Annotated in this window: 32 protein-coding genes; 15 read left to right on the top strand and 17 right to left on the bottom strand. The window is 68.9% G+C overall.

The genetic code is table 11. The features are described 5' to 3' along the window. The first annotated feature begins 7 nt into the window (after window positions 1-7). The gene (locus TU34_RS14725) at window positions 8-532 is read left to right on the top strand and encodes a dihydrofolate reductase family protein (protein ID WP_045823661.1); all 525 of its coding nucleotides are present in this window, start codon (window positions 8-10) and stop codon (window positions 530-532) included. A 16-nt stretch (window positions 533-548) separates the two neighbouring features. Here the strand turns inward: TU34_RS14725 and map are convergent, their stop codons facing one another. The 10 genes from map to TU34_RS14775 all read right to left on the bottom strand — a co-directional run bounded on the left by map (window position 549) and on the right by TU34_RS14775 (window position 7,208). Next, complete coding sequence (map, locus tag TU34_RS14730; protein ID WP_045823662.1) at window positions 549-1,352, bottom strand: type I methionyl aminopeptidase; 804 nt, start codon at window positions 1,350-1,352, stop codon at window positions 549-551. Between the two features lie 11 nt (window positions 1,353-1,363). Next, on the bottom strand, window positions 1,364-1,909 hold the full coding sequence (locus TU34_RS14735; RefSeq protein ID WP_045823663.1) for an adenylate kinase: 546 nt from the start codon (window positions 1,907-1,909) through the stop codon (window positions 1,364-1,366). Then, window positions 1,906-3,231, bottom strand: a complete 1,326-nt coding sequence (gene secY, locus TU34_RS14740) for a preprotein translocase subunit SecY (protein ID WP_045823664.1) — start codon at window positions 3,229-3,231, stop codon at window positions 1,906-1,908. The genes TU34_RS14735 and secY overlap by 4 nt, the downstream gene beginning before the upstream one ends. A gap of 273 nt (window positions 3,232-3,504) precedes the next feature. Next, the gene (gene rplO / locus TU34_RS14745) at window positions 3,505-3,945 is read right to left on the bottom strand and encodes a 50S ribosomal protein L15 (RefSeq protein ID WP_045823665.1); all 441 of its coding nucleotides are present in this window, start codon (window positions 3,943-3,945) and stop codon (window positions 3,505-3,507) included. Window positions 3,946-3,947: 2 nt separating this feature from the next. Next, window positions 3,948-4,127, bottom strand: a complete 180-nt coding sequence (rpmD, locus tag TU34_RS14750) for a 50S ribosomal protein L30 (protein WP_045823666.1) — start codon at window positions 4,125-4,127, stop codon at window positions 3,948-3,950. 5 nt (window positions 4,128-4,132) lie between these two features. Further along, entirely contained in the window at window positions 4,133-4,819 is a 687-nt protein-coding gene (gene rpsE / locus TU34_RS14755; RefSeq protein ID WP_045823667.1) for a 30S ribosomal protein S5, read from the bottom strand. Between the two features lie 49 nt (window positions 4,820-4,868). Beyond that, complete coding sequence (gene rplR / locus TU34_RS14760) at window positions 4,869-5,273, bottom strand: 50S ribosomal protein L18 (protein ID WP_045823668.1); 405 nt, start codon at window positions 5,271-5,273, stop codon at window positions 4,869-4,871. 1 nt (window position 5,274) lies between these two features. Next, window positions 5,275-5,811, bottom strand: a complete 537-nt coding sequence (rplF, locus tag TU34_RS14765) for a 50S ribosomal protein L6 (protein WP_045823669.1) — start codon at window positions 5,809-5,811, stop codon at window positions 5,275-5,277. A gap of 12 nt (window positions 5,812-5,823) precedes the next feature. After that, complete coding sequence (gene rpsH / locus TU34_RS14770; RefSeq protein ID WP_045823670.1) at window positions 5,824-6,222, bottom strand: 30S ribosomal protein S8; 399 nt, start codon at window positions 6,220-6,222, stop codon at window positions 5,824-5,826. Window positions 6,223-6,542: 320 nt separating this feature from the next. Further along, entirely contained in the window at window positions 6,543-7,208 is a 666-nt protein-coding gene (locus tag TU34_RS14775; RefSeq protein WP_045823671.1) for an EthD domain-containing protein, read from the bottom strand. A gap of 199 nt (window positions 7,209-7,407) precedes the next feature. Between TU34_RS14775 and TU34_RS14780 the strand changes: the two genes are divergently transcribed. Beyond that, on the top strand, window positions 7,408-8,001 hold the full coding sequence (locus TU34_RS14780) for a DUF4262 domain-containing protein (RefSeq protein WP_045823692.1): 594 nt from the start codon (window positions 7,408-7,410) through the stop codon (window positions 7,999-8,001). 86 nt (window positions 8,002-8,087) lie between these two features. Here TU34_RS14780 and TU34_RS14785 read toward each other — a convergent pair whose 3' ends face one another. From TU34_RS14785 to rplN, 5 genes are all read right to left on the bottom strand, one after another. Then, window positions 8,088-8,870, bottom strand: a complete 783-nt coding sequence (locus TU34_RS14785) for a hypothetical protein (RefSeq protein ID WP_338063002.1) — start codon at window positions 8,868-8,870, stop codon at window positions 8,088-8,090. Between the two features lie 205 nt (window positions 8,871-9,075). Beyond that, complete coding sequence (locus tag TU34_RS14790; protein WP_045823673.1) at window positions 9,076-9,261, bottom strand: type Z 30S ribosomal protein S14; 186 nt, start codon at window positions 9,259-9,261, stop codon at window positions 9,076-9,078. 1 nt (window position 9,262) lies between these two features. Next, on the bottom strand, window positions 9,263-9,844 hold the full coding sequence (gene rplE, locus TU34_RS14795) for a 50S ribosomal protein L5 (protein ID WP_045823674.1): 582 nt from the start codon (window positions 9,842-9,844) through the stop codon (window positions 9,263-9,265). 1 nt (window position 9,845) lies between these two features. Next, the gene (gene rplX / locus TU34_RS14800) at window positions 9,846-10,163 is read right to left on the bottom strand and encodes a 50S ribosomal protein L24 (RefSeq protein ID WP_045823675.1); all 318 of its coding nucleotides are present in this window, start codon (window positions 10,161-10,163) and stop codon (window positions 9,846-9,848) included. A 1-nt stretch (window position 10,164) separates the two neighbouring features. After that, the gene (rplN, locus tag TU34_RS14805) at window positions 10,165-10,533 is read right to left on the bottom strand and encodes a 50S ribosomal protein L14 (RefSeq protein WP_045823676.1); all 369 of its coding nucleotides are present in this window, start codon (window positions 10,531-10,533) and stop codon (window positions 10,165-10,167) included. Between the two features lie 269 nt (window positions 10,534-10,802). Here rplN and TU34_RS14810 point away from each other — a divergent pair, with 269 nt between their 5' ends. The 4 genes from TU34_RS14810 to TU34_RS14825 all read left to right on the top strand — a co-directional run bounded on the left by TU34_RS14810 (window position 10,803) and on the right by TU34_RS14825 (window position 15,101). Continuing rightward, entirely contained in the window at window positions 10,803-11,660 is an 858-nt protein-coding gene (locus TU34_RS14810) for an ABC transporter ATP-binding protein (RefSeq protein ID WP_045823677.1), read from the top strand. Continuing rightward, window positions 11,657-13,276, top strand: coding sequence for a hypothetical protein (locus TU34_RS14815; protein ID WP_045823678.1), 1,620 nt, complete (start codon window positions 11,657-11,659; stop codon window positions 13,274-13,276). The genes TU34_RS14810 and TU34_RS14815 overlap by 4 nt, the downstream gene beginning before the upstream one ends. Window positions 13,277-13,388: 112 nt before the next feature. Then, window positions 13,389-13,655: an excalibur calcium-binding domain-containing protein gene (locus TU34_RS14820; protein WP_045823679.1), complete on the top strand. Its 267-nt coding sequence runs from the start codon at window positions 13,389-13,391 to the stop codon at window positions 13,653-13,655. A gap of 78 nt (window positions 13,656-13,733) precedes the next feature. Next, on the top strand, window positions 13,734-15,101 hold the full coding sequence (locus tag TU34_RS14825) for an AIM24 family protein (RefSeq protein WP_045823680.1): 1,368 nt from the start codon (window positions 13,734-13,736) through the stop codon (window positions 15,099-15,101). 66 nt (window positions 15,102-15,167) lie between these two features. Here the strand turns inward: TU34_RS14825 and TU34_RS14830 are convergent, their stop codons facing one another. Then, entirely contained in the window at window positions 15,168-15,473 is a 306-nt protein-coding gene (locus TU34_RS14830; RefSeq protein WP_045823681.1) for a hypothetical protein, read from the bottom strand. Window positions 15,474-15,726: 253 nt separating this feature from the next. Between TU34_RS14830 and TU34_RS24575 the strand changes: the two genes are divergently transcribed. The 8 genes from TU34_RS24575 (at window position 15,727) to TU34_RS14860 (ending at window position 23,631) form a co-directional block, all read left to right on the top strand. Beyond that, window positions 15,727-16,479 carry a hypothetical protein gene (locus tag TU34_RS24575; RefSeq protein ID WP_338063003.1) on the top strand — a complete coding sequence of 251 codons (753 nt, stop codon included), beginning with the start codon at window positions 15,727-15,729 and terminating at the stop codon, window positions 16,477-16,479. Then, window positions 16,476-17,111, top strand: coding sequence for a hypothetical protein (locus tag TU34_RS24580; protein ID WP_338063004.1), 636 nt, complete (start codon window positions 16,476-16,478; stop codon window positions 17,109-17,111). Before TU34_RS24575 ends, TU34_RS24580 begins: the two co-directional genes overlap by 4 nt. Continuing rightward, on the top strand, window positions 17,021-18,070 hold the full coding sequence (locus TU34_RS14840) for a glycosyltransferase (RefSeq protein ID WP_045823682.1): 1,050 nt from the start codon (window positions 17,021-17,023) through the stop codon (window positions 18,068-18,070). The genes TU34_RS24580 and TU34_RS14840 overlap by 91 nt, the downstream gene beginning before the upstream one ends. Window positions 18,071-18,083: 13 nt before the next feature. Then, window positions 18,084-19,628: an oligosaccharide flippase family protein gene (locus TU34_RS14845; RefSeq protein ID WP_052688954.1), complete on the top strand. Its 1,545-nt coding sequence runs from the start codon at window positions 18,084-18,086 to the stop codon at window positions 19,626-19,628. Beyond that, a complete protein-coding gene (locus TU34_RS14850; protein WP_065973611.1) occupies window positions 19,625-20,815 on the top strand; it encodes a glycosyltransferase family 4 protein in 1,191 nt (396 codons plus the stop codon). The genes TU34_RS14845 and TU34_RS14850 overlap by 4 nt, the downstream gene beginning before the upstream one ends. A 128-nt stretch (window positions 20,816-20,943) precedes the next feature. Beyond that, window positions 20,944-22,011, top strand: a complete 1,068-nt coding sequence (locus TU34_RS24345) for a sugar transferase (RefSeq protein WP_052688955.1) — start codon at window positions 20,944-20,946, stop codon at window positions 22,009-22,011. Next, window positions 21,990-22,286: a sugar transferase gene (locus TU34_RS24505; protein WP_052688956.1), complete on the top strand. Its 297-nt coding sequence runs from the start codon at window positions 21,990-21,992 to the stop codon at window positions 22,284-22,286. Before TU34_RS24345 ends, TU34_RS24505 begins: the two co-directional genes overlap by 22 nt. Before the next feature lie 64 nt (window positions 22,287-22,350). Beyond that, window positions 22,351-23,631: a competence/damage-inducible protein A gene (locus tag TU34_RS14860; RefSeq protein WP_045823684.1), complete on the top strand. Its 1,281-nt coding sequence runs from the start codon at window positions 22,351-22,353 to the stop codon at window positions 23,629-23,631. Here TU34_RS14860 and TU34_RS14865 read toward each other — a convergent pair. Beyond that, window positions 23,615-23,815 carry a hypothetical protein gene (locus TU34_RS14865; RefSeq protein WP_045823685.1) on the bottom strand — a complete coding sequence of 67 codons (201 nt, stop codon included), beginning with the start codon at window positions 23,813-23,815 and terminating at the stop codon, window positions 23,615-23,617. The genes TU34_RS14860 and TU34_RS14865 overlap by 17 nt on opposite strands. Window positions 23,816-24,056: 241 nt before the next feature. On the opposite strand from TU34_RS14865, the gene TU34_RS14870 reads away from it, so the two are divergent. Next, on the top strand, window positions 24,057-25,143 hold a 1,087-nt coding region (locus tag TU34_RS14870), incomplete at its 3' end, for a glycoside hydrolase 5 family protein (protein ID WP_238981329.1).

Here is a 25,143-nt window from a genome sequence, read left to right on the forward strand (position 1 = left end):
GTCCCGTGTGTCGACGATCTACTACACCGCATCGAGCCTGGACGGCTTCATCGTCGACGACGACGGCAGCCTCGACTGGCTGACCTCGCGCGACATCGACACCGACGGGTTCGGCGGCTACACGCCGTTCATCGCCGGCGTCGGCGCGATCGTGATGGGTGCGACGACGTATGAGTGGGTGGTCGAGCACGAGGACGGCGCATGGCCGTATGAGATGCCAGCGTGGGTCGTGACGCACCGACCCGAGATCGTCCGCCGCGATCACGATGGCGTGCAGGCGTTCTCCGGCGCGGTCACCGACCTGCATCCCCGTCTACTCGAGGCCGCTGGGGAGAACAACGTGTGGGTGGTCGGCGGCGGCGACCTCGCCGCGCAATACGTCGCGGCGGGTCTCATCGACGAGATGTGGGTGCACTTCGCACCCTGCACGCTCGGCTCCGGGCGCCCGGTGTTGCCGGTGCGATCGGAGTGGACACTGGCCGGCACCGGACGCAACCGCCACTTCGTCGGGGCACGGTGGCTACGGGCCTGAGCGCGCGAAGCTGGATCTACGAAGTGGGGTCGGGCCGCGGGGTGAGGATGCGCGGGCCGTTCTCGGTGACCGCGACGGTGTGCTCCCAGTGGGCGGCACGCGAGCCGTCGTCGGTGACGATGGTCCAGTCGTCGTCGAGGACCGAGGTCTCGACGGTGCCGAGGGTCAGCATCGGTTCGATGGCCAGCGTGCTGCCGACCACGAGCCCGGGGCCGCGGTTGGGCTTGCCCTCGTTGGCGAGGAACGGCTCCATGTGCATCTGCGTGCCGATGCCGTGTCCGCCGTAGCCGGCGACGATGCCGAACGGGCGGCCGTGGGTCTTCTCGGCCTCGCGCGTGGCGACCTCGATCGCGTGGGAGACGTCGGTGAGCTTGTTGCCCGGGATCATCGCGGCGACACCGGCGAGCATCGACGTACGCGTCGCCTCGCTGAGCGCCGCGTCGGCCTCACTGAGGTCGCCGACGCCGAACGTCCACGCCGAATCGCCGTGCCAGCCGTCGAGGATCGCGCCGCAGTCGATCGACACCAGATCGCCCTCGGCGAGCACGATGTCCTTCGAGGGGATGCCGTGCACGACGACGTCGTTCACCGAGCTGCAGATCGAGCCGGGGAACCCGTGATAGCCCTTGAATGACGGGACCGCGTTCGCCTCGCGGATGACGGTCTCGGCGATCTCGTCGAGCTCGAGTGTGCTGACGCCCACCTTCGCGGCCTCACGGACCGCGACGAGCGCCTGTCCGACGATCCGGCCGGCCGCCTCCATGGCGTCGAGCTCACCGGCGGACTTGAACGGTACGACCTTCTGTTTGCGCAGACCCATGGCGTCGTGACTCAGGGGTTGAGCGCGCGCAGCACACGCTGGTGGACCTCGCCCACGTCACCGATCGCGTCGATGACGGTGACCTGCTCGCCGTAGTAGTCGAGCAGCGGCGAGGTCTCCTTGAGGTAGACCTGCATGCGGTTGCGGATGACGTCCTCGGTGTCGTCGGCGCGACCGCGGGCGAGCATGCGCTCGACCACGACGTCCTCGTCGACCTCGAACGACAGCACGGCGTCGAGCTTCGAGCCCGCGTCGTCGAGGATCTGACCGAGGGCGTCGGCCTGCTCGGTCGAGCGGGGAAACCCGTCGAGGATGAAGCCACCCGTGGCGTCGGGCTCGGCGACCCGGGCACGCACCATGTCGACAGTGATCTCCGACGGCACCAGGTTGCCGGCGTCGAGGTATTTCTTGGCCTCGATGCCGACCGGCGTGCCCTCGGTGATGTTCGCGCGGAACAGATCACCGGTGGAGATGTGCGGGATGCCGAGGCTCTCCGAGAGCATCTCGGCCTGCGTTCCCTTGCCGGCGCCGGGAGGGCCCAGGATCACGAGTCTCACTTCAGGAACCCTTCGTACTTGCGCTGCATCAGCTGGCTGTTGATCTGCTTCACGGTGTCGAGTCCGACACCGACCATGATCAACACCGCGGTGCCACCGAACGGCAGGTTCTGCACACCGCCGCTGTTGCCGATCTCGAGGAACAGGTTGGGCAGGACCGCGATCACGCCCAGGTAGATGGAGCCGGGCAGCGTGATGCGGCTGAGCACGTAACCGAGGTAGTCGGCCGTGGGCTGGCCCGGACGGATGCCCGGGATGAAGCCGCCGTACTTCTTCATCTCGTCGGCACGTTCCTGCGGGTTGAACGTCACCGCCACGTAGAAGTACGTGAAGAAGATGATCATCAGGAAGTACACGGCGATGTAGACGCCGTTGCTGGGGTTGACCAGGTAGGTCTGGATCAGCCGCTGCCACGTGGGCTGCTCACCGGTGCTGCTCTGCGTGAGCTGCACGATCAGGTTGGGCAGGTACAGCAGCGACGACGCGAAGATGACGGGGATGACGCCGGCCTGGTTCACCTTCAACGGCAGATAGGTCGAGGACCCGCCGTACATCTTCCGGCCGACCATGCGTTTGGCGTACTGCACGGGTATTCGGCGTTGACCCTGTTCGATGAACACCACGCCCGCGATGATGGCCAGGGCCGCGACGAGCACCAGCGCGAACACGAGGCCGCCACGGGTGTCGAGGATCTGCTTGCCCTCGGCGGGGATGCGTGCGGCGATGCCGGCGAAAATCATCAGCGACATGCCGTTGCCGATGCCGCGCTCGGTGATCAGCTCGCCGAACCACATGACGACACAGGCGCCCGCGGTCATGACGAGCACGATGATGATGAGGCCGAAGATCGACTTGTCGCGCAGGATCTCGCTGCCGGTGGAACAGTCACGGAGCAGATCGCCACGATCGGCCAGGGCCACGATGCCGGTCGACTGCAGCAGCGCCAGCGCCACCGTGAGGTAGCGGGTGTACTGCGTCATCTTGGCCTGGCCGGACTGGCCTTCCTTGCGCAACTGCTCGAACCGGGGGATCACCACGGTGAGGAGCTGCACGATGATGCTGGCGGTGATGTACGGCATGATGCCGATCGCGAACACCGACAGCTGCAGGAGAGCGCCGCCGGAGAACATGTTGATCAGCGAGTAGATGCCGGCCGAATCGCCGCGCGAGACCTCGTCGAGGCAGGAACGCACCTGGCGGTAGTCGACACCGGGTGAAGGGATGGTCGCGCCCAGGCGGTACAGGATGATGATCCCGATGACGAAGAGGATCTTCCGTCTCAGGTCCTGTGTCCGGATGGCCGAGACAAAGGCGGAACGCACTAATTCCTCCTGCCGAACGAGCACGCGCCTGCCTGCGGCATCACGCCGGAGCCACGGGAAACCGTGGTCGACGCAGTCGCACAGGGGTGATCAGTCGTTATGGTCGGCCGAACTCCTTGCGCGGGGCGCGAGGACGATCGGCGGTGATCACGGTGGTCTCCGTTCCGGCCCCGAACGAGTCGGGTGTCGGGCGGTGACCGGACAACTCTTGAACTCTAACAGTGGTCCCCGTGGTGCCCGTCTGAACGTCGGACACCACGGGAGACCTCGGTGTCACAGCACCGTGGTGCTGCCACCTGCTGCGCTGATCTTCTCGGTTGCCGAGGAGGAGAACTTGTTGGCGGTGACCTGCACGGCAACCGACAGGTCGCCGTCGCCGAGGACCTTGACCAACTCGTTCTTGCGGACCGCACCCTTGGCGACGAGGTCGTCGACGCCGATGGTGCCCCCCTCGGGGAACAGCCGCGCAATGTCACCGAGGTTCACGACCTGGTACTCGACGCGGTTGCGGTTGGTGAAGCCCTTGAGCTTGGGCAGCCGCATGTGGATCGGCATCTGCCCGCCCTCGAAGGCGGCCGGGACGTTCTTGCGCGCTTTGGTGCCCTTGGTGCCGCGACCGGCGGTCTTACCCTTGGATCCCTCACCGCGACCGACGCGTGTCTTCTCGGTCTTCGCACCCGGAGCGGGGCGAAGGTGGTGGAGCTTGATGGTCATCACTAAACCTCTTCGACTGTCACGAGGTGGCGCACCACGTTGATGAGGCCGCGGTTGGCCGGGGTGTCCTCGCGGGTGACGGTCTGACGGATCTTCCTCAGTCCGAGGGTCCGCAGGCTGTCACGCTGGTTGCTCTTGGTTCCGACCGTGCCCTTGATCTGGGTGATCTTCAGCTCTGCCATGTCGGTCACACTCCCTGTCCGGCGCGCGCCCGCAGCATGCCCGCGGGTGCGACGTCTTCGATGGGCAGGCCGCGGCGGGCCGCGACCTCTTCGGGACGCTGCAGCATCTTCAGTGCGGCCACGGTGGCGTGGACGACGTTGATGGCGTTGTCACTGCCGAGGCTCTTGGCGAGGACGTCGTGGACGCCCGCGCACTCGAGCACGGCACGCACCGCGCCGCCGGCGATCACACCGGTACCGGGCGAGGCCGGACGCAGCATGACGACACCGGCAGCCGCCTCACCCTGGACCGGGTGGGTGACGGTGGAGCCGATCAGCGGGACGCGGAAGAAGTTCTTCTGAGCCTCTTCGACGCCCTTCTGGATGGCGGCCGGGACCTCTTTGGCCTTGCCGTAGCCGACGCCGACCATGCCCTGGCCGTCACCGACGACCACGAGGGCGGTGAAGGAGAACCGACGTCCACCCTTCACGACCTTGGAGACGCGGTTGATGGCGACGACGCGCTCGAGCCGGTTCTTGTCCTGCTCGCGTCCGCCGCGCTGGCCGTCGCGGCCACCGCCACGACGGTCGCCGCCGCCACCGCGACGGTCGCCGCCGCCTCGGTTGTCGGCTGCGCCCGCGGTCGCGGGTGCGTTCGGATCGGTGCTGGTGGCGGGTCCGGTTCCGCCGTCACGCCGTTGACGTCCCGGCATCAGATGGTCCTTCCGTGTGCACTGTGAGTGCTGGTGTGTGTGGTGGTCATCAGAACTGCAGGCCTCCCTCGCGGGCGGCGTCGGCGAGTGCCGCGATCCGTCCGTGGTAGTCGTGCCCGCCACGGTCGAAGACGACCGTCTCGACACCTGCGGCCTTGGCGCGGGCGGCGATCAGCTCGCCGACCTTGCGGCTCTGCGCCGACTTGTCGCCACCGGCACTGCGCACGTCGGCCTCGATCGTCGACGCGGCGGCAAGGGTGTTGCCGGCCAGGTCGTCGATCAGCTGGACGTGGATGTGCCGCGACGACCGCTTGACCACGAGACGCGGTCGCTGCGGGGTGCCGCTGATCTTCTTGCGCAGCCGGAAGTGGCGACGGCTCGTGGACCGACGGCGGCGGGTCGACACATCTTTGCCGACCGGCACGCGCTTGGTGGTGGTGCTGGTTTCAGTCATGTCACTTACCCGTCTTTCCGACCTTGCGGCGGATCTGCTCACCCTCGTAGCGGATGCCCTTGCCCTTGTAGGGGTCCGGACGCCGCAGGCGGCGAATGTTGGCCGAGATCTGCCCGACCTGCTGCTTGTCGATGCCCGAGACCGAGAACTTGGTCGGGGACTCCACCGCGAAGGTGATGCCCTCGGGGGCCTCGATCGGCACCGGATGGCTGTAACCGAGGGCGAACTCGAGGTCCTTGCCCTTCAGCTGCACGCGGTAGCCGACACCGAAGATCTCCATCTTCGTGGTGTAGCCCTGGGTCACACCGGTGACCAGGTTCGCCACCAGGGTGCGGCTCAGGCCATGCAGCGAGCGGTTGCGGCGCTCGTCGTTGGGGCGGGTCACCACGATGGTGCCGTCCTCGTTGGCGATCGAGATGGGCTCGGCCACGGTCAGCGAGAGCTCACCCTTGGGGCCCTTGACCGAGACGGCCTGCCCATCGATCTTCACGTCGACTCCGGCCGGGATGGCGACCGGGTTCTTTCCAATACGCGACATTGTGTTGGCCCCTTACCAGACGTAGGCGAGGACTTCGCCGCCGACGCCCTGGTTGGCTGCCTGGCGATCGGTCAGCAGGCCCGAGGACGTGGAGATGATGGCCACGCCGAGGCCGCCGAGCACCTTCGGCATGTTGGTGGACTTTGCGTAGACCCGCAGTCCGGGCTTGGAGACGCGGCGCAGGCCGGCGATGCTCCGCTCACGGCTGGGGCCGTACTTGAGGGTGACGACGAGGCTCTTGCCCACCGCCGCGTCCTCGGTACGGAACTCGGTGATGTAGCCCTCGCGCTTGAGGATCTCGGCGATGTTCACCTTGATCTTCGACGACGGCAGGGTCACCTCGTCATGGAACGCCGAGTTGGCGTTACGCAGACGTGTCAAGAAGTCTGCGATCGGATCAGTCATGGTCATGAGTGACCGTCAACCTTTCTCGTGGCGGTTCCCATGCAGCACGCGCGTGTCGGTTCCGTCGTCGCCCTCGGGGCGCCCGGCGGCCTCTCACGTCACGTCGTGGGCCTGCTACGAAGCGTGTTGTGCATGTCCTCACCGGCGATCGCCGGTGAGGGGTGGTACCCCGGTGGTGCGTGAGCACCACCGGCACTTTCGAGCTGTGACCTTCGAAAATTGTGTGGTCACCTCGGACGGTGGCGGGCACGCGAGAGCGCGCCCGAGTCCGGGCAACCGTTCTAGTGTAGGGATCGGCGCCGACCACGCCAAATCGCACGTCAGGACTAGAACACGGTACGCCGGGTCGGCACGACGTCGATGTTCTCGTGGGCGCCGATCCGGACGACGCTGTCGAGCATCGCGGTCATCCGGCGGGTGAGCTCGGCGTCGTCTCCCCCGCTGCCGTAGAACGCGTGGAGGTCGCGGGCCGCGGCGAGGGGGAACAGTTCCTCCACGACGGCGTCGACCTGTTCGGTGTCGGCGGTGATCGATCGCACCACGATGTTCTGGATGTAGCCGGAGGTGGCCTGGGTGGCGATCGCGACCGGCGTGTGGTCGTCGAGCCAGCGGCGGAGCCACTCGTCGCGGTCGACCGACGCCGGTCGTCGCAGGAAGGCGACGTTCGCCATCGCGTCGGCCGGTTCCCCGTCGGGTGTCGGCGGCGGTTCGATCGGCCGACGTTCCACGACCTCCCACCCGACGACGCGGTCGGTGCGGCCGGCGAGAACGTCGGCCACCGGCGTCGGGTCGGAGTCGGACCACACGCTCACCACGGCGTCGATCGGCGGCGTGAGGGTCGACAGCGTCATCGCGCCGTCGAGTTCCGGCGTGCCCCCGATGTTGATCTGCAGCCGCGTCGCACCCGCCGCCCGCAGCGCCGCGCGGGTTTCGGTATCGGTCAGGAGCCCACCGAGTCCGCTGCCCCACACCGCGTAGATCAGCTTGGCCATGGCCTGAACCTACGGAGATCGTCCGAGCAGCGGGCCGTTGTGGGCAACACAACCACGGCGTCGCACCGTTCGGACGATCTCCGCGCTGGATGCCGACAACAGCCGATCTGTGGACAACCCGATCCGAACCGGCTGCCGGACGGTTCGATTCGTCGGTGGCCGATGGTCCGCTCGAGCTCCCCGAATGAAGGAGACCGACATGACCGACTCGCAACCGACCGTGCCCGGAATGCCCCGCTGGCACGACGATCCCGTGGTGCGCGACACGATCAGCCGCATCCGGAACTTCGGCCTGGCGGTCACCGTGGTCGAAGGTCTGTGTGCAACGCACGCGAAGGATCCGGACGCTCGCGCCGCCGCGTGTCCGTATGCGTACACCAGTGGCCGGTCGCTCATCGGCGAGCCGGAACTCGCGGTGTACGGCCTCGGCGCCGAGGACGCCGTCGAGGTGCTCTGCGATGTCACCGAAGAACTCGACGTGCGGTCGTGGAAGCGCCTGGTGGCCGAGAAGACCGAGATCTACACCGAGAGCGTCGACCTCGCGGCGACACTCGTCGAGGCCGTCGACACCACCGATCTCCGCGTGCACCGTGCGCTCTTCCCGAACAGTCCTGTGCTGCAGGTGGTGTGGCCCGACGATCACGGGTTCTATCCCTGGGAGCAGCGGTATTCGCTGCGGCCGGCCGACCAGTACCTGAAGGGGGTCGAGGGATTCGCGCGTGACGTCGGCTCACGCGTCATCTCGAGGGCGACCGGCCCCAACCGCGCGCAGCGGCGCAAGAAAAAGCGCTGACGCAGCGTATCGCCGCGGAGAGTGTCGGCGATGCGGGCCGTCGTGGTCGTCATGGACACGACGGCCCGCCCGTCGGACGATCCCGGTCACCGGATGCGATGACGGCGGGGGCGTGTGATGGCGAGGATGTCGCCGACGGTGTCGTCCCACTCGTAGACGACGTCCTCGTACGTCAACCGCATCTTCAGCCACCCTCGCACCAGGGCACACCGGTCGCGGCGCCGATCATTGCGGTAATTGGCCATGCTGGTGTGGTGCGCCTTGCTGTCGCACTCGATGAGCAGCTTGCCCACCCGCAGGTCGACGCGCCCGACGCCCTCGATCCGAGGCTGCACGATCACCGAGAACCCCATCGCCCGCAATCGGACCCAGACCAACGACTCGGTTCCCGATTCCGCACGGGCCTCACAACGGTCCAGCAACCCGCGGCCCTGCGGTCCGAGTTCGGCAACGATGTCGGCGCGATCTGCGAGACGCAGGTGCAAGACCGAGTCGCAGGCCGCGATCCAGTCCTCGGCGCTCATGCATCGCACGGCGCAGCCCACGGCGATCGAGACCGGGTCGACCGCGGTGACTGTCGGTCGCGGTGATCCGACGCCCTTGCAGCCGGGCCGCACCCCGTCCTGGAGCGCCTTGCTCCGACGAACATGGAGTGCGGGATATCCGGGCGCCGTCCACACCCCCTGAAACGCGAGCGCCGACACGCATCCGAGCACTCCGCCCGACGACACCGCCTCCACCACGCTCGGATCCGCGTCGGGGCGGGCGTACCAGCCCGAACGGAGGCGGAAGAGATCACCATCGGCCACCGCACGACGAAGCCGGTTCTCCGATGCGCCCACCGCCAGCAGCTCAGCCGTCGTGAACACCCCGTGGTCCATGACAGTACGACGGGGCGCGTCAACAATCGGATCCACCGAGATCGTCCGATTCGAGGCAGGGTGCGGCCGTCGTGTCCACGACGCCCCTGATTCCGGACGATTACCGCGAGGCACCGACGACAAAGGCCCGAGTCCTCGTGGACTCGGGCCTTCGTCGGTCGATCAGTGGTGCGTGTCTACCGGTGGTGCGGTGTCACCAGCTCGACTTCTGCACACCGGGCAGCTCGCCGGCGTGCGCCATCTCGCGCAGGCAGATTCGGCACAGGCCGAACTTGCGGTACACCGAGTGCGGGCGGCCGCAGCGGTTGCACCGGGTGTAGCCGCGGACCTTGAACTTCGGCTTCGCGTTGGCCTTGTTGACCAGAGCCTTCTTTGCCATGTCAGTTGTCCTTCACGCTGTTGTCTTTGAACGGGAACCCGAGGTGACGGAGCAGCGCGCGGCCTTCGTCGTCGAGGGTTGCCGTGGTGACCACCGTGATGTCCATACCGCGGGGCCGGTCGATGTTGTCGATGTTGATCTCGTGGAACATCGACTGCTCGTTGAGACCGAACGTGTAGTTGCCGTTGCCGTCGAACTGACGGTCCGACAGGCCACGGAAGTCGCGGATACGGGGAAGCGCGATCGACACGAGCCGGTCGAGGAACTCCCACATGCGGTCGCCACGCAGCGTGACGCGCGCGCCGATGGGCATGCCCTCGCGCAGCTTGAACTGTGCGATCGACTTGCGGGCCTTGCGGATCTCCGGCTTCTGACCGGTTATCAGCTCGAGGTCCTTGACCGCGCCGTTGATCAGCTTGGCGTCACGGGCGGCGTCGCCGACACCCATGTTCACCACGACCTTGACCACGCCGGGGATCTGCATGACGTTGTCGTACTTGAACTCGTCGTTCAGCGCGTCCTTGATCTCGGCGCGGTAGCGCGCCTTGAGACGGGGCTGCACCTTGTTCTCGGTGGTGGTCATGTCAGATGTCCTTCCCGTTCTTGCGGGAAATGCGCACGCGCTTGCCGGTCTCGTCGTCCGTGCGGTAGCCGATGCGTGTCGGGGTCCCGTCGGCGTCGACGACCATCACGTTCGAGACGTGGATGGGGGCCTCGGTCACGACGATGCCACCGGACGAGGCGCCGCGCTCGGACTGCGCTGCGGAGGTGTGCTTCTTGATGCGGTTGACGCCCTCGACGAGGACCTTGCTGCGCGTGGGGTAGGACTCGATGACCTTGCCCTTCGCGCCCTTGTCCTTGCCCGAGATGACGATCACGGTGTCGCCCTTGTGAACCTTCATGTCAGAGCACCTCCGGGGCCAGCGAGACGATCTTCATGAAGCGCTTGTCGCGCAGCTCGCGGCCCACGGGGCCGAAGATGCGGGTTCCACGCGGATCGCTTTCGTTCTTGAGAATGACGGCGGCGTTCTCGTCGAAGCGGATGTAGGAACCATCCGCGCGACGGCGCTCCTTGGTGGTGCGGACGATGACGGCCTTGACGACCTCGCCGCGCTTGACGTTGCCGCCGGGGATCGCGTCCTTGACGGTGGCGACGATGACGTCGCCGATGCCGGCGTACCGGCGAGACGAGCCTCCGAGCACACGGATGCACAAGATTTCCTTGGCACCGGTGTTGTCGGCGACCCGCAGGCGTGACTCCTGCTGGATCACTGTTTGATCTCCTCAGACCTGGTGGGTGTGTACGCCGGATTCCGACCCGACGCACGCGGTCCGTTGCCACCGTTCGCACGCCTGACCACGGCCGATGAGGGCCGCGAAGGGTTCGCGCTCGGGTTCGCGACACAACCGTGCCGCAGGCAACCGGTCAAGTGTAGGTGAACCTGCAGCTCGCGAACAAATCCCTCTCACCCCGCCCGGCCTGGTCGGCACATATGATTCGCCCAGCGAAAGATTCCGGTACGTCGACCGAGAGGCCACCTGTGTACCCCGATCATCCCCGCACCCCCGACGCGTCCGATGCCACCCCGGCTGCGGTCCCGGCACTCGAGACCCGCGAGCTCACCAAGGTGTACGGCACCGCGACGGCGATGTACGATGGACAGGTCGCGGTGTCCGGGGTGAGCCTGGCCATCCCGCGCGGATCGCTCTACGGGCTGGTCGGTGCGAACGGCGCGGGGAAGACGACGTGGCTGTCGATGGCCACCGGTCTGCTGCGTCCGTCGCACGGGTCGGCGTTCCTCGACGGACACGACGTGTGGGCCGATCCGGTCGCCGCCCGTGGCCGCGTCGGACTGCTCCCCGACGGCCCCACGATGTCCGAGGCGCTGCCCGGCCACGTGGCCCTGCGTCACGTCGGGGTGTTGCAGGGACTCGCGACCGATGTCGCCGACGCCCGCGCAGCCGACCTGATGGCCGTCTTCGACATCGCCGCCAGCGCCGACAAACCTGTCAGCTCGTACTCGGCGGGCATGAAGAAGAAGATCGGCCTCGCCGCCGCACTCATCCACTCCCCGCGGCTGCTGGTCCTCGACGAGCCGCTCGAGGCGGTCGACCCGGTCTCGGCGGTCACCATCCGCGAGATCCTGCAACGCTTCACCGCCACCGGCGGCACGGTGGTGCTCTCGAGCCACTCGATGACTCTGATCGAACAGATCTGCACGCACGTCGCGATCCTCGACAAGGGGCGACTGGTCACCGCGGGCGAGACCGCCGCAGTGCGTGCGGGCACGAGCCTCGAATCGATCCTCGTCGACACGGTGAACAAATCCGCGGCGGACGGTGCGGACACCGCTGCGCCCGGACTCGACTGGCTCGACGGCGGGAACGGCGTCCGATGAGCACCGACACGTCACGGCCGGCCTCGGACCCGGTGTCGCGCCCGACCCGCGACACCGTCGCCGCGCTGCTTGATCTCGACCGCGCCATCCGCGGCGCCTCGCCCACGCCCGTCGCGCTGCGGATCCTGGTGGGCGCGTTTGCCTTCCTGCTACTGGTCGCGATGGTGGGGCTCACGATGGCCACCGACGCCGGTGCGCCCCGCCGCACCACCGCGGCCCTGTGTGCACTCGTCGTGATCGGGGCGCTCGCGATCGCACCGCTCATCGCGAGTCGACCGGCCGGTGTCGCGCCGACCGATGTCCGACATCTGCCGGTGTCGGCCGACGCGCTGCGCACCGCATCGGGACGGGCGATGCTGCGCGGCCCCGGGCTCTGGTTCGCGATCGTCGCGCTGTTGCTCGTACCGCTCGCGCTCGCCACCGGACCCGACCTCGACGTGGCCGCGATCGTCGTCGCCGTCGTCGCGATCCCACCCACCGCGGCGATCGGAGTGATCGGTTCGCGGTTGGTGGGACTGACCTATGCGCAGGCCATGCGATCGCAGACCGGACGCATCGTGGCCACCGTGACCAGTGTCGTGGCGGTGGCGGCGGTCTACGTCGTGTATCTGCTCCTGTCGCAGGGCGCCATCGATCCACGCAACCAGGCGCTGCAGGTGACCGCGCGCGTGCTGCCGACCGGCTGGCCCGTCGTGGCCGGCGAGTCGGTCACCTCAGGTCGGTGGTGGCTCGCGGTGGTGGTCGTCGGAGGCCTCGCCCTCCTGGCCGGCGGCCTCTACGTGACGTGGTCACGACGGATCGATCAGGCGATGTACTCCGACGCGGTCTCGGCGGCGACCAGCGAGCGGCGCGGCGGCGCCCCTCGACGGGTCACCGCGTCACCGACAGTGCTCGTCTTGCGCACCGAGGCCCGCATGCTCGTCACCGATCCCCAGCGGCTCGGACTCGCCATCCTGCCGTTGGCGTTCATCGTGATCGGTGTGGTGCTGATGCTCTCGGGCACCGACGCCTACGGCATGCAGTTCGGCGCACCGCTCGTGGTGTTCATGTGTGGGTCGATGCTGGCCAACACCTTCGGGCTCGACCGGTGGGCGTTCGCGGTGTTGATCACGGCTCCCTCGGCCGCGGCCCTGGTCATCCGCGCCCGCATGACACTGGCGGCATCGCTGGCCCTGACCGTCGGCATCGTCGGCACCGTCGTCGCGCGCATCGTGCGTCACACCGACCCGGCCACCTGGCCGGTCGCGGTGTCGGTCATCGTCGGCGGCGCGGCGACCGCGGCATCGGTCGCGGCGCTGTTGCCCGCCCTCGCCCCGTACCGGGTGCCGCCGGGTTCGTCGATCTCGTCGATGAACTCGCGCGGCTCGATGTCGGGGGCCAGTGTGCGCTGGTCCCTGGCCGCCATTCCCGCCATGGCTCTCATCTGTGCCCCGGGCATCGCGATCGGACTACTGCTCCCGACGCCGCTGTCGTACCTCGCGGTGGTGGTCGAGGTGGTCGTCGCGACACCTCTGCTGGCCTGGGCGCATCGACGTGCGGTCACCCTCGTCGCCGAGCGCGGACCGGAGATCCTCGCGGCGGTCACCGCCACCGCCCCGGTCGCCGCCGACGCCTGAGCGTCAGCCGATCACACGAATGGCGCACGAATCGGACATCGCCGCCGTCACCTGAGGGCTACGGTCACCTCTCGCGTGGTGACGCCACGCCTGACGAGAAGTGAGCGCGCCCATGACCTTCACCCGCACCATCCGTGTCGTCCTCATCGCCGGCGTCCTCGCCCTCGGCGGCGTGATGGGCGTGGCCCCCACCTCGGCGCAGACGTACTCCAATTGCGCCGCGCTCAATGCCGACTACCCGCACGGCGTCGGCAAACCCGGCGCCGTCGACTCCACCTCGGGCAGGCCGGTGTCGAACTTCGAGATCGACGCGTCCGTGTACTCCGACAACACCAGTCGCGACCGCGACAACGACGGCATCGCCTGCGAGAAGAAGTAGCGCGACAGCCGTCGCCGATTCACCCGACCCACCGGGTGGGGATTCTGTAAGACTGGTCGCCGTGATGGGGAACCGATCGTGACCGCGCTCGCCCGCGGTGAGAACCGTCCGCTGCCGGCCGCGGCGGTGGCCGTCACCGTCACGTCGGCGAACTCCGTCGACGTCTCGGCCCTGCTGCTCGGCGAGAACGGGAAGGTCCGCTCCGACGCCGATCTGGTGTTCTTCAACAACCCCGTCGGGCCGGGCGTCGAGTACCGCCATGGTCGCGGCGCGGGCGACATCGTCGCCGTCGACACCGCCGCGCTGCCCGCCGACGTGAGCACCGTCGTCGTGACCGCGAGCCTCGACGGTTCGGGTCCGGCCACCTTCGCCGGCGCCGGGGAGATCACCGCGACGGTGACCTCGGGCGGCGAACCACTCACCTTCGCGATGTCGGGCCTCACCACCGAGGCCGCTCTGGTCTGTGTGGAGATATACCGCCGCAACGACGCCTGGAAGGTCCGCGCCGTGGGCCAGGGCTACGACGACGGCCTCGCCGGCATCGCGACCGCCTTCGGCATCGACATCGATGACGAACCCGCGCCACCGCCCACCCCACCCGCGGCGCAGCCGGCGGCACCGACGCCGGTTGCCGCGCCGGTCTCCCCACCGCCTGCCGCACCCACGCCATCACCCGCCCCATCCATGGGCTCGAACCCCGGAGGACCTCCCATGCAGAGCGAACTGTTCGCACCCCAGTACGCCGAGGCCAGCGCGCCGGGCATCCAGAAGCAGGGCAGCAAGATGTGCAAGGTCGCCCTCAACGGGGACGTCATGGCACGGACCGGATCGATGGTCGCCTACCAGGGCGACCTGAAGTTCGAGGCCCTCGGATCCGGCGGCATCGGCAACATGATCCGACAGCGACTCTCCGGCGAGGGCGTGCCGCTGATGAAGGTCGTCGGACGCGGAGATCTGTTCCTCGCCAACGCATCCACCGATGTCCACCTCATCGATCTCGACGGCACCGACGGCCTCACCATCAACGGGGCCAACGTCCTCGCCTTCGAGTCGACGCTGTCGTACAACATCGCGCGGGTGCAGGGCGCGGCGATGGCCAGCAACGCCGGCCTGTTCAACTGCGTGTTCACCGGCCGCGGACGGATCGCGATCACCACCGACGGGACGCCGGTGGTGCTCAACGTCGACCAGCCGACCTACGCCGATCCCCAGGCCGCGGTGGCGTGGTCGTCGAGCCTGCGCACCGGGGTCAAGCAGAACGACTCGTTCAACCTCGGCACGCTCATCGGTCGCAGCACCGGCGAGCGGTTCACGCTCTCGTTCTCCGGCCAGGGCTTCGTCATCGTGCAGCCCTCGGAGCTCCCGCCGGGCGGGATGATCGGCGGCACCGGCGCCGGTGAGCAGTCGGGGGTCGGCGGCGCGCTCGGCGGACTGCTCGGCCGCTGAGGCGCCCACCGCAACGAGGCCGGGCACCCGACAGGCACCCGGCCCCGCGCACGGAGGATGCGCGACCTAGAAGGCCAGCGGCACCCAGAAGCCGAAGAACCAGAAGCCCCAACCGTGGTGGTCGGCGCGGAACTGCGGGGTCACGCGTTGTCCGCGGAACTCGAACGGTCGGGTGTCGGGTCGACGGACCGGTCCCGGGGCCACCATCGGCCGTGACGGCGACGCGTAGCCGATCTGCTCGTGGTTCTGTGTCTGTTGATGGCTCGCGACCGCGGTCGGTGCCGCCGACGCGACCCCCGCACCGGCACCCAACGACGCCAGTCCGATACCGCCCGCGGCCACCGTGCCGATCAGGATCTTCTTGATACGCATCGCGTTCCACCCACCTTCGTTGTCGTGTCGCGTCGTCCGACGGTCTCGCCGGGCGACAACCACGAAGCTACGAATCGACGCTGGCAGTTCCCTGGCGCAGGACCTGCCGATTGCCTGTACGCCGATGTCATCCGCGACGCGACGCGGGCTGTGAAGCGCCGAACTCCCTCGAACTGTCGAAAAATTCGCGATGATGGAGATTCGCGATGATGAACAACGAATGCAGACCGGTCCGTCGGAGAGGTCGTGCGGGGTGCGTCTCGTCGCCTACGGCGCCGCCGCGGTCGTCGCCCTCGTGCTGGCCGTGTTCGTGGTGCGATTCATCTGGCAGCGACCCCAGCGTGGGCTTCTGCTGCTCGCCGCCCTCACCCCGTTGAGCGGGCTGCTCGTGATCGCGCCCGTGCCCGGGGTCGCGGCCGCGTGGAAGGAGGCGCTCCTCGCGGTGACCCTGGTGTGCGCCTTCGCCCGGCGCGGCGTCCGCCGCACCTCACCGCCGGTGCACATCCCCTACTGGCCGGCGATCGTCGTGTTCGTCGCCTTCGGACTCGTCTCGGCGCTCGTGGTCTACGGACCGATCGGACTGGTCGGCGCCAAGGTGACGTTCTTCTACCTGCTGGTCCTGGTGGTGCTGTGGTGGGCGCCGTTCGACACCCGTGACCGCGACCACCTCGTCACCGTCCTGATGGTCATGTGCGTCGTGACCTGCGCGGTCGGTATTTTCCAGCAGATCGTCGGACCGGCCCGGCTCGTGCAGTTCGGCTACGACTTCGGCACCCAGGTGCGCACCAGCGGGCCCCTGTTCCGCACGTTCAACCAGCCGTTCGGGTTCGGGCTGTACGTGATGGTCGGGCGGCTGGTCAATGGCGCGGTGGCGCTGGCCGAACCCCGTCGACGCCGCAACCGGATCGTCCTCTGGCTCGCGCCGGTGATGGCCGTGGTGATGGCGACATCGGTCGTCCGCGCGGCGATTCTCGATCTTCTCGTCGGATCATCTGGCTCGCCGTGATCCGGTTCCGATACCTGTTCGCGCCCCTCGGGGCACTGCTGGCGGTGGCGGTGGCGGCGTTCGCGTTCCTGCCGGCGTCGACGACGTCGGTGTTCTTCTCCTCCAGCAGCCTCGGTCAACGCGGGGCCGGGTGGAGCGAGATCATCTCCAGCATCCTGGTGCACCCACTGGGACGCGGCCTGGGCTCGAGCGGTGCTGCCGCCGACCGCATCTCGACGGCCCAGGGCCAGTCACCGCAGACGGTCACGGCGTCGGCAGGCGGACTGACGCAGTCAACGTCGGCGAACTATCAGCCCGACAACTACTACATCAAGACGCTGCTCGAACTCGGACCGATCGGGCTGTGGGCCTTCCTCGCGGTGGTCCTCACCGCGCTGGTGTGGTGCGTGCAGTCCGCGCGTCGATTGCCCGGCCGCGACGGGGCGTTGGCGCTCGGGGTCAGCGCGTCGATCGTGGCGGCGATGGCCGCGAGCCTCGTCGCGACCTACTTCGAGATCTTTCCGCTCGACCTTCATTTTTGGCTTCTCCTGGGAGTGGTGGGATGCGCAACAGCACAGCAGGATTCACGTTCGGCGCGCTCGCACTCCGACCGGGCGGAAGTGGTGTCCAGACCTACATCCGCGAGCTCCTGAGGCACATGCCCGACCTGCTCGCCCCGACACCGACCACCGCACTCATCCAGTCCGACGCGGTGGCCGAGCTGCCCCGCGGGATGGCGGCGGTCACGCGCCCGGTGTCCGACGGCGCCCGACGTGCCGTCTACGGCGCCGCCCCGATGCGGGCGTCGGTCTTCCACGGTCTCGACGTCGACCTGCCGCTGGCCGGACCGTCGACGACCGTCGCGACGGTGCACGACCTGTCGGTGATCAACATGCCGTCGGCGTCGAGCCGGTTCCGCGCCGCCGGCGAGAACGTGCTCGTCCGCCGTTCGCTGCGCCGGGCCGACGTCCTCATCGCGGTGTCGGCGTTCACCGCCGAGCGCATCCACGCGGTCACCGGCCGCGACGCGCACGTGGTGGAACTCGCCCCCGCGGGCTGGGCCCGACCGCCGTCGCAGGCCGACGTGGACCGTGTGCGTGCGGCGCATCGGCTGCCCGAGAAGTTCGTCCTGCAGGGCACGGTCGAGCCGCGCAAGAACGTGGCCCTGGTCGTGGCGGTGGCCGACGAACTGGGGATCCCCTGCGTCCTCGCGGGCGCCCGGTCGACCGGACCCGACGCGCCCGCCTCGGCGATCGGGCTCGGATACGTCGACGTCGCCGACCTCCCCGCGCTGTACGCCGCGGCCACGGTGACCGCGTACGCGTCGTACTACGAGGGGTACGGCCTGCCACCGGTCGAGGCCATGGCATGCAGTGCCGCGGTCGTCGCGAGCGCGGTCGGCGCGCTCCCCGAGGTGGTCGGCGGCGGCGCGCGTCTCGTGGCCACCGACGACGTCGCCGACTGGGTCGCCGCCATGGCGCCACTGGTGCACGACCCGTCGGCCCGCACCGAGCTGAGCCGCGCCGCGACATCGGTGATGGCGTCGGTGACGTGGGAACGCACCGCCCGCGCGACGGTGGACGTATACCGGGCGGAGGGGATCTGCCCATGAGAGCGAGATCCCGGTGAGCACGGGATCGGCCGACCGGGTGGCGACCCCGCCCCCCGATCCGCATGTCGTCACACCGGAGCCGACGAATCCCGGCTCGGCGCAGGGCGCGGCCTCGGACGGTCGGGCCGCGGCGAAGGCGATGGGCGCGATGCTCGCCAGTCGTGTCGTGATCGCCGCCCTCGGGTGGACCGGCAGCGTGATCATCGCCCGCATCCTCTCGCCGGAGGCGTGGGGTCACTACACGTTCGTCTTCGCGCTGCTCGGACTGATGGCGATCTTCACCGATCTCGGCGTGGGGCGCGCGGTGATGGCGCGGCTCATCGTCGACGACCCCGACGAGGTCGCACGCACCGCATCGGCCTTCATCGCGCTGCGGCTGCTGCTCGGTCTCGGCGGGTACGCCATCGCCCTGATCTGCGTGGTCGCGCTGGGCTACCCCGGCGAGGTCATCCGCGCGACCGCGGTCGCGGGCCTCGTCGTCGTGGTCGCGACCCCCGGCCACGCCCTGACCGTCGTGTTCCAGAGCCGCCACCGACTCCTGCTCTCGGCGATGGCCGAGAGTCTCGGACAGACAGTGCAACTGGCCCTCACCATCGCCGCCGCCCTGTTCGCGCCCTACCTGCTGCTGTTCGTGTTGGCGCCGGTCGTCAACGAGGTCCTCGCCCTGGTGATCAAGGCGGTGGGGATCAGCCGGCGCGACGGCGGGCTGCGGCCGTCGCGGCACGTCGAGTTCGCCCGGTGGCGGCCGATGCTGCTCGACGCCGCGCCGCTCGCCATCGGTTTCGCCCTCACCGTGGCCCTGCAGAAGGTGGACATGCTGTTGCTGAGCATCCTCGACACGTTCGACGCGGTCGGCGTGTACGGCATCGGCTACAAGTTCTCCGACATCCTCGACACCTTCGTGCTGGCCGCCGCCGGTCCGGTCGCGACGTTGTTGGAGGCGGCGTGGCCGCACGAACCCGGGGTGTTCCGGCGCCGCTGCCGCGGGGCGGCCGCCGCGTTCGGTGCGGGCGGTGCGGTCGCGGTGGCGGCGTTCTGGCCGTCGGCGCCACAGGTGATCGGTCTGCTCTACGGCGAACGCTTCGTGGTCGGCGCGTTCGCCGCGCGCATGCTCGTGCTCGGGGCGACCTTCAACGCATTGATCGTGCTGGGCATCTACCTGCTGGCCTCGGCAGGTCAGGCCCGTAGCTACCCCCTGGTCGCCTTCGGCGGACTGGTGCTCAACGTCGTGATGAACGTGATCCTCATCCCGCGCATGTCCTACGACGGCGCGGCGATCGCGACCGTCGCCACGCTGGGGTCGGTCCTCGTGGTGCTGTGGATCGTGATCGTGCGGACGTTGCCGATCGTCGGGTTGTTCCCACTCGGGTCGGTGCTGACCCTCGCCGCGGTCACGGCCCTCGCGTGCGCCGTCGGGACGCCGGCCGCGAGGATCATCCCGTGGCCGGTGGTGTCAGTGTCGACGGCGCTCGTCGTCACCCTCGTGGCCCTGCCCCTGGTCCGCGCGTCCGCGCGGGCACCCGGCCGACACGCCAAGGTGCACGGGGTGACGTCATGACCGAGTCGACGACGAAGCCGTCGGTGGGACGCGTCGTCTTCGTCGCGCACTCCGGGCAGGTGTCGGGGGCCGAGAAGGTGATGCTCGACCTCGCGCGACAGGCGTTGCGCGACGGCCACGACGTCACCGTGGCGTGCCCCGCGGGCCCGCTCGTCGACCGCCTCCCGCCGACGGTCGAGCACCTGGCCATCGACCACCTCGGACTCACCGGCGAGAGCGGCGCGGCGCGGATCGCCGGTGGCGCGCGGCTGGTCGCCCGCTGGTTCCGCACGGGCCGTCGACTGCGCGCGGCGGCCGCCGAGCCGGGTGTCGCCGTCGTCGTGAACTCCCTGAACGCGTTGCCGGCGGCGCGGATCGCCGCCGGCCCGCGCGGGGTGTCGTGGCTGGTCCACGACACCGTCATCACCGGACGTCAACGGGGCGTGATCCGCCTCGCCCGTGGCGGGATCCGTCGCGCGGTGGCGGTGTCCGATGCGACGGCCCGACCGCTGCGGGCGCTACACCTACCGGTCGTCGTCCGGCACAACGGCGTCACGTGGCCCGTCGACGCCCTGCCCGAGGTCCTGCACACCCCGCCCGTGGTGGGGATGTTGGCGCTGCTCACCCCGTGGAAGGGACACCGCGTGCTGCTCGACGCCGTCGCCGAGCTGCCCGGGGTGCGGGTCGAGTTCGCCGGCGGCCACTTCCCCGGCGACGTCGACCACGTTGCCGCGCTGCGGGCACGCGCCGCAGAGCCCGATCTCGACGGCCGCGTGGAGTTCCTCGGCCACCTCGACCTGTGTGAGGCGCTGCGCCGATTCGACATCGTCTCGGCGAGCGTCGAACCCGAGGCCGGCCCGCTCTCGGTGCTCGAGGCGATGGCCTACGGCAGGCCCGTGATCGGCACCGACCACGGCGGCACCACCGAGTTCCTCGCCGACGACGCCGGTGTGCTCGTGCCGCCGTGCGACCCCGTCGCGATGGCGCGCGCGATCTCCCAGGTCCTCTCCGATCCCACGCTGCGGGCCGACGTCGTCGCCGGCGCACGCCGTCGGGTGGCGCAGCATCACGACCTGTCGGTCACGGTGCCGGCCATGCTCGGGGCGCTGATCGCGCGACCGCACGCGAGATTCACCTCCGGCCGCGGTGTGGCGGTTCGGCGTTCTCCGGCGTCGAGCATCGTTATGCTTGGCAAATTTTCGGTTTGAAATACTGCACCGCGCGACGACCTGAAGGAGTCCAACGGTGACCGTCGAGTCCGCGACGACCCATCGCGACGCACCCCGGGCATTCCATCGTCACGGTCTTCGTCGACGTCATCGCCGCCTCGGCGGCCGTGGCCCTCGGCTCGCTCTGGGCCTACGCCACACAGGACCAGCGCCCTCCGCTGTGGTCGGTGTGGCTGTTCGTCCCCGCGATGATCAAGACGTTCGCGATGCAGCAGATGTATCGCAAACAGCTGCGCCGCAACTTCCTCGACGAGCTCCCGCGTGTGCAGACGACCCTGGCCGTCGCCGCGGTCCTCACCCTCGGCTTCATCGTCACGTTCCTCACCCAAGCCTCCCAGACCGGCGCCACGACGACCAAGGTATGGGTCTGCGCAGTCGTCCTCGTCACCGGCGGTCGGCTCGCACGGGTCGTGATCCAGCGCAACCTGCGCATCCGGTACGGGTCCCTCGCAACGACTCTCGTCGTCGGAGACGGGCTGATGGCGCACCAACTCTTCCTCCGCATGCGCGAGATGCCCGAGTACGGCCTCCGGCCGGTGGGGATCCTCGCCGCGACCCCCCTGCGGCTCACCGGTGACGTCGCGACAGATGAACCCGACTCCTACGGCGTGCCCCGACTCGGCCCTCCGCAGGCCATCGCCGACGCGATCGCGGCGACCCACGCCGAGGAGGTCGTCGTCGCGGCCGAGGACATCGACGACGACGAGCTCGCCCGCGTCGTCCGCGCGGCGCACCGACGCGGTATCCGTGCGTGGGTGCTGCCCCGCGCGCACGACGCCGTCGGGGCCCGGGCACGCATCGATCATCTCGGCGGCGTGCCCCTGCTGATCCTCCCCCGCGTCAACCCGCGCAGTTGGCAGTTCGCGGTGAAGCACACCGTCGATCGCGTGGCCGCGACACTCGGACTCCTTCTCATCTCCCCGCTCTTCCTCACCCTAATGCTGCTGGTCAAGCTGAGCTCACCCGGCCCGATCTTCTTCTCGCAGGACCGCGTGGGGCGCAACGGAAAGGTGTTCGGCTGCCTCAAGTTCCGATCGATGCGCCCACCGACCGAGGCCGACGCCGCGTTCGAGCTCACCGCCGGTGCCGCACCGGCGGGGTCGAGGGCGTGGACCGACGGACCAAGATCGGCAGGATCATGCGATCGACGTCGATGGACGAACTGCCCCAGCTGATCAACGTCGCGCGCGGGGACATGAGCCTTGTCGGCCCGCGTCCCGAACGCCCCGAGTTCGTCGAACTGTTCGACATGCAGATCCGCCGCTACGGTGAACGCCACCGCGTGAAGGCCGGCGTCACCGGTTGGGCTCAGGTCCACGGCCTGCGGGGCCAGACCTCGATCGCCGACCGCGCCGAGTGGGACAACTACTACATCGAGAACTGGTCGATCCTCCTCGACCTGAAGATCCTCGCCCTCACCGTGTTGACCTTCCTGCATCGCGCGGAGTGACATCGCCCGGGCCGGACGGGAACGGCGGCGGTCGGTCCGGTCGCACCCCGTAGGCTCGGCAATCGTGAGTGTGCGCGCAGGAATCGTGGTGACCGGGACCGAGGTGCTGACCGGACGGGTGGCCGACGCGAACGGTCCGTGGCTGGCCAGACAATTGGGCGACGCGGGAATCGAGCTGGCCCACATCACCGTCTGCGGCGACCGACCCGCCGACATGGAGGCGCAGCTGAGGTTCCTCGCCGACGACGGTGTCGACCTGATCCTCACCAGCGGCGGACTCGGTCCCACCGCCGACGACCTGACCGTCGAGATCGTCGCCCGCTTCACCGGACGCGAACTCGTCCTCGAGACCGCGCTCGAGGAGACCATCGGCGCCGTCGTGAACCGCTGGATGGCGGCGCGCGGCGACACGACCGGACTCGACTCCGTCGCCGCGGCGACGCGCAAACAGGCGATGATCCCCGCCGGCGCGCAGTGGGTCACCCCGACCGGCACCGCTCCCGGCGTCGTCGTGTCCGGCACCGACACCCTCCCGACCGTGGTGGTGCTGCCCGGTCCGCCGCCGGAACTGCAGGCGATGTGGCCCGCGGTCGTCGAGGTGCCCGCGGTGGCCGCGATCCTGGCCTCGGCCCCGCAGCAGCGCCAGGAGACCGTCCGCATGATCGGCCTCCCCGAGTCCGAGCTCGCCGTCACGTTGCGGACCGCCGAGTCGACCATCTCCGGGTTCGACCGCCTCGAGATCACCACCTGCCTGCGCCGCGCCGAACTCGAGATCGTCACCCGCATCGACACCGGCGCCGACGACGCCTACGCCGCGCTGCTCGACCTGCTGCAGGCCGAACACGGTCGCGCGATCTTCTCCGTCGACGGGTCCACCGTCGACGACCAGGTCGCCGGGCTGCTCTCGGGCCGCCTCGTCGCCACGGCCGAATCGTGCACCGCGGGACTGGTCGCCGGGCGCCTCACCGATCGCGCGGGGTCCTCGGCGTACGTGGTCGGCGGCGCCGTCGCCTACTCCAACGAGATCAAGACCGAGGTCCTCGGCGTCGATGCCGATCTCATCGCCGCACACGGCGCAGTGTCCGAACAGGTCGCCGCGGCCATGGCGACCGGCGCGCTCCGGCGATTCGGCGTCGACACCGCGATCTCGACCACCGGCATCGCCGGACCCGGGGGCGGTACGCCCGAGAAGCCCGTGGGCACCGTGTGTTTCGGGATCGCGCTGGGTGACGGCACCGTGGTGACCCGCACCCTCGTGCTGCCGGGGTCGCGAGCCGACGTCCGCAACCGCTCCACCAGCGTCGCCCTCCACCTCCTCCGGCAGGTGCTCACCGCGCAGTCCTGATCAGCGGCACCGGAACGCAACCTGAGCGTCCTGACTGCGTGGAAACGGCCATCGAGTGTGCCGGCGACGATGCGCTGACCGTGCCGATCAGCTCCACCGTATCGACGAACTCCTCCAGCAGGATTCGCCAGACACCGACAAGCCACCACCGGTCCTCGATGTCGGACACAAGCTCGCCGACCATGCGCGGACGAGGTAACGAAACGCTCTCGGATCGGCTCAGCTTTGGTCACTGACGCGGTGGCGCCGCGTGACTGGTGTGACTATTGCGTTCGTTCGAGAAGGTTGTGGCCTGCGTGTCCGGGGGGACTGGTCGCAACCTCTGCAGTAGACGCCCACGCAGCCGCACTGGAGAGGTCCCCCCGATGTCCACTGCACGACCCGCTCGTACTCGCCGTTCTTTCGTCGCCCGCGCCGCCGTTGTCGTGGCCTTGACCGTATGCGCCGCAACCGTTCTCGTACCCACTGCGCACACCGCTGCTCCCGCGGCATGCCAGGGATCGGCCGCCAAGGGGCGCGTCGGGGTGTCGCCCGGCGCGGGCATCCTCGGCCTCAACGACTCCGACCTCACCCGTGAGCTCACCGCTGCCCGCGACGCCGGCGTCGGACTCGTTCGCGTCGACGTCGACTGGTCGGTGATCGAACCGCAGCGCGGAACCCGTACGTGGACAGCCCTCGACCGCGTCGTCAACAAGATCACCAGTCTCGGGATGTGCCCGACAGGCGTGGTCGCCTACACGCCGCGGTGGGCGCAGAACTCTGCCGACAACCCCACCGACAGCCATTTCCGGCCCGCCGACCCGGCGACCTTCGCCGCCTTCGCCAGAGACGCCGCCATCCACTACCAGAACTCGATCGGGGTCTGGGAGATCTGGAATGAGCCGAACCTCAACATCTTCTACAAGCCCGCACCGGACACCGCCGGTTACGGCCGATTGCTGGCCGCGGCCTCGGCGGCAATTCGGACGCTGTCACCGGCGCCCACGGTGATCAGCGGCGGCCTCGCGCCGGCCGTCGACAACGGCCGAGACATCGCACCGTTGACCTTCCTCAAGGCGCTCTACACCTCGAACCTGAAGAACTCGTTCGACGCGGTCGCGGTCCACCCCTACACCTTCCCCGCGTTGCCCAACGATCCATCGACCCGCTCCTACAGCACCTTTCAGCGAATGTGGGACATGCACGACTTCATGACCGCCAACGGCGACGGCGGCAAACTCCTCTGGATGACCGAATCGGGCGCCCCCACCGGCACCAACTTGGTTGCGGTGAGCGAGGACGTGCAGGCGCAGACGATCCAGATCCTGCTCGCCTCGGCACGCGACACCGCCTGGGTGGGCCCTGCGTTCATCTACAACATCCGCGACACCGGGACGAACACCAACGACATCGAGCAGAACTTCGGGCTCCTGCGGAACAACTTCACGCCGAAGAAGTCCTACCAGACGGTCAAGGACTTCACGGCCGCGAGCACTCCCCCGTCCACCTCGACACCCCCGTCCACCTCCACCA

Origin of the sequence: Williamsia herbipolensis (genome assembly GCF_000964005.1) — a bacterium.
Classification (GTDB): Bacteria; Actinomycetota; Actinomycetes; order Mycobacteriales; family Mycobacteriaceae; genus Williamsia_A; species Williamsia_A herbipolensis.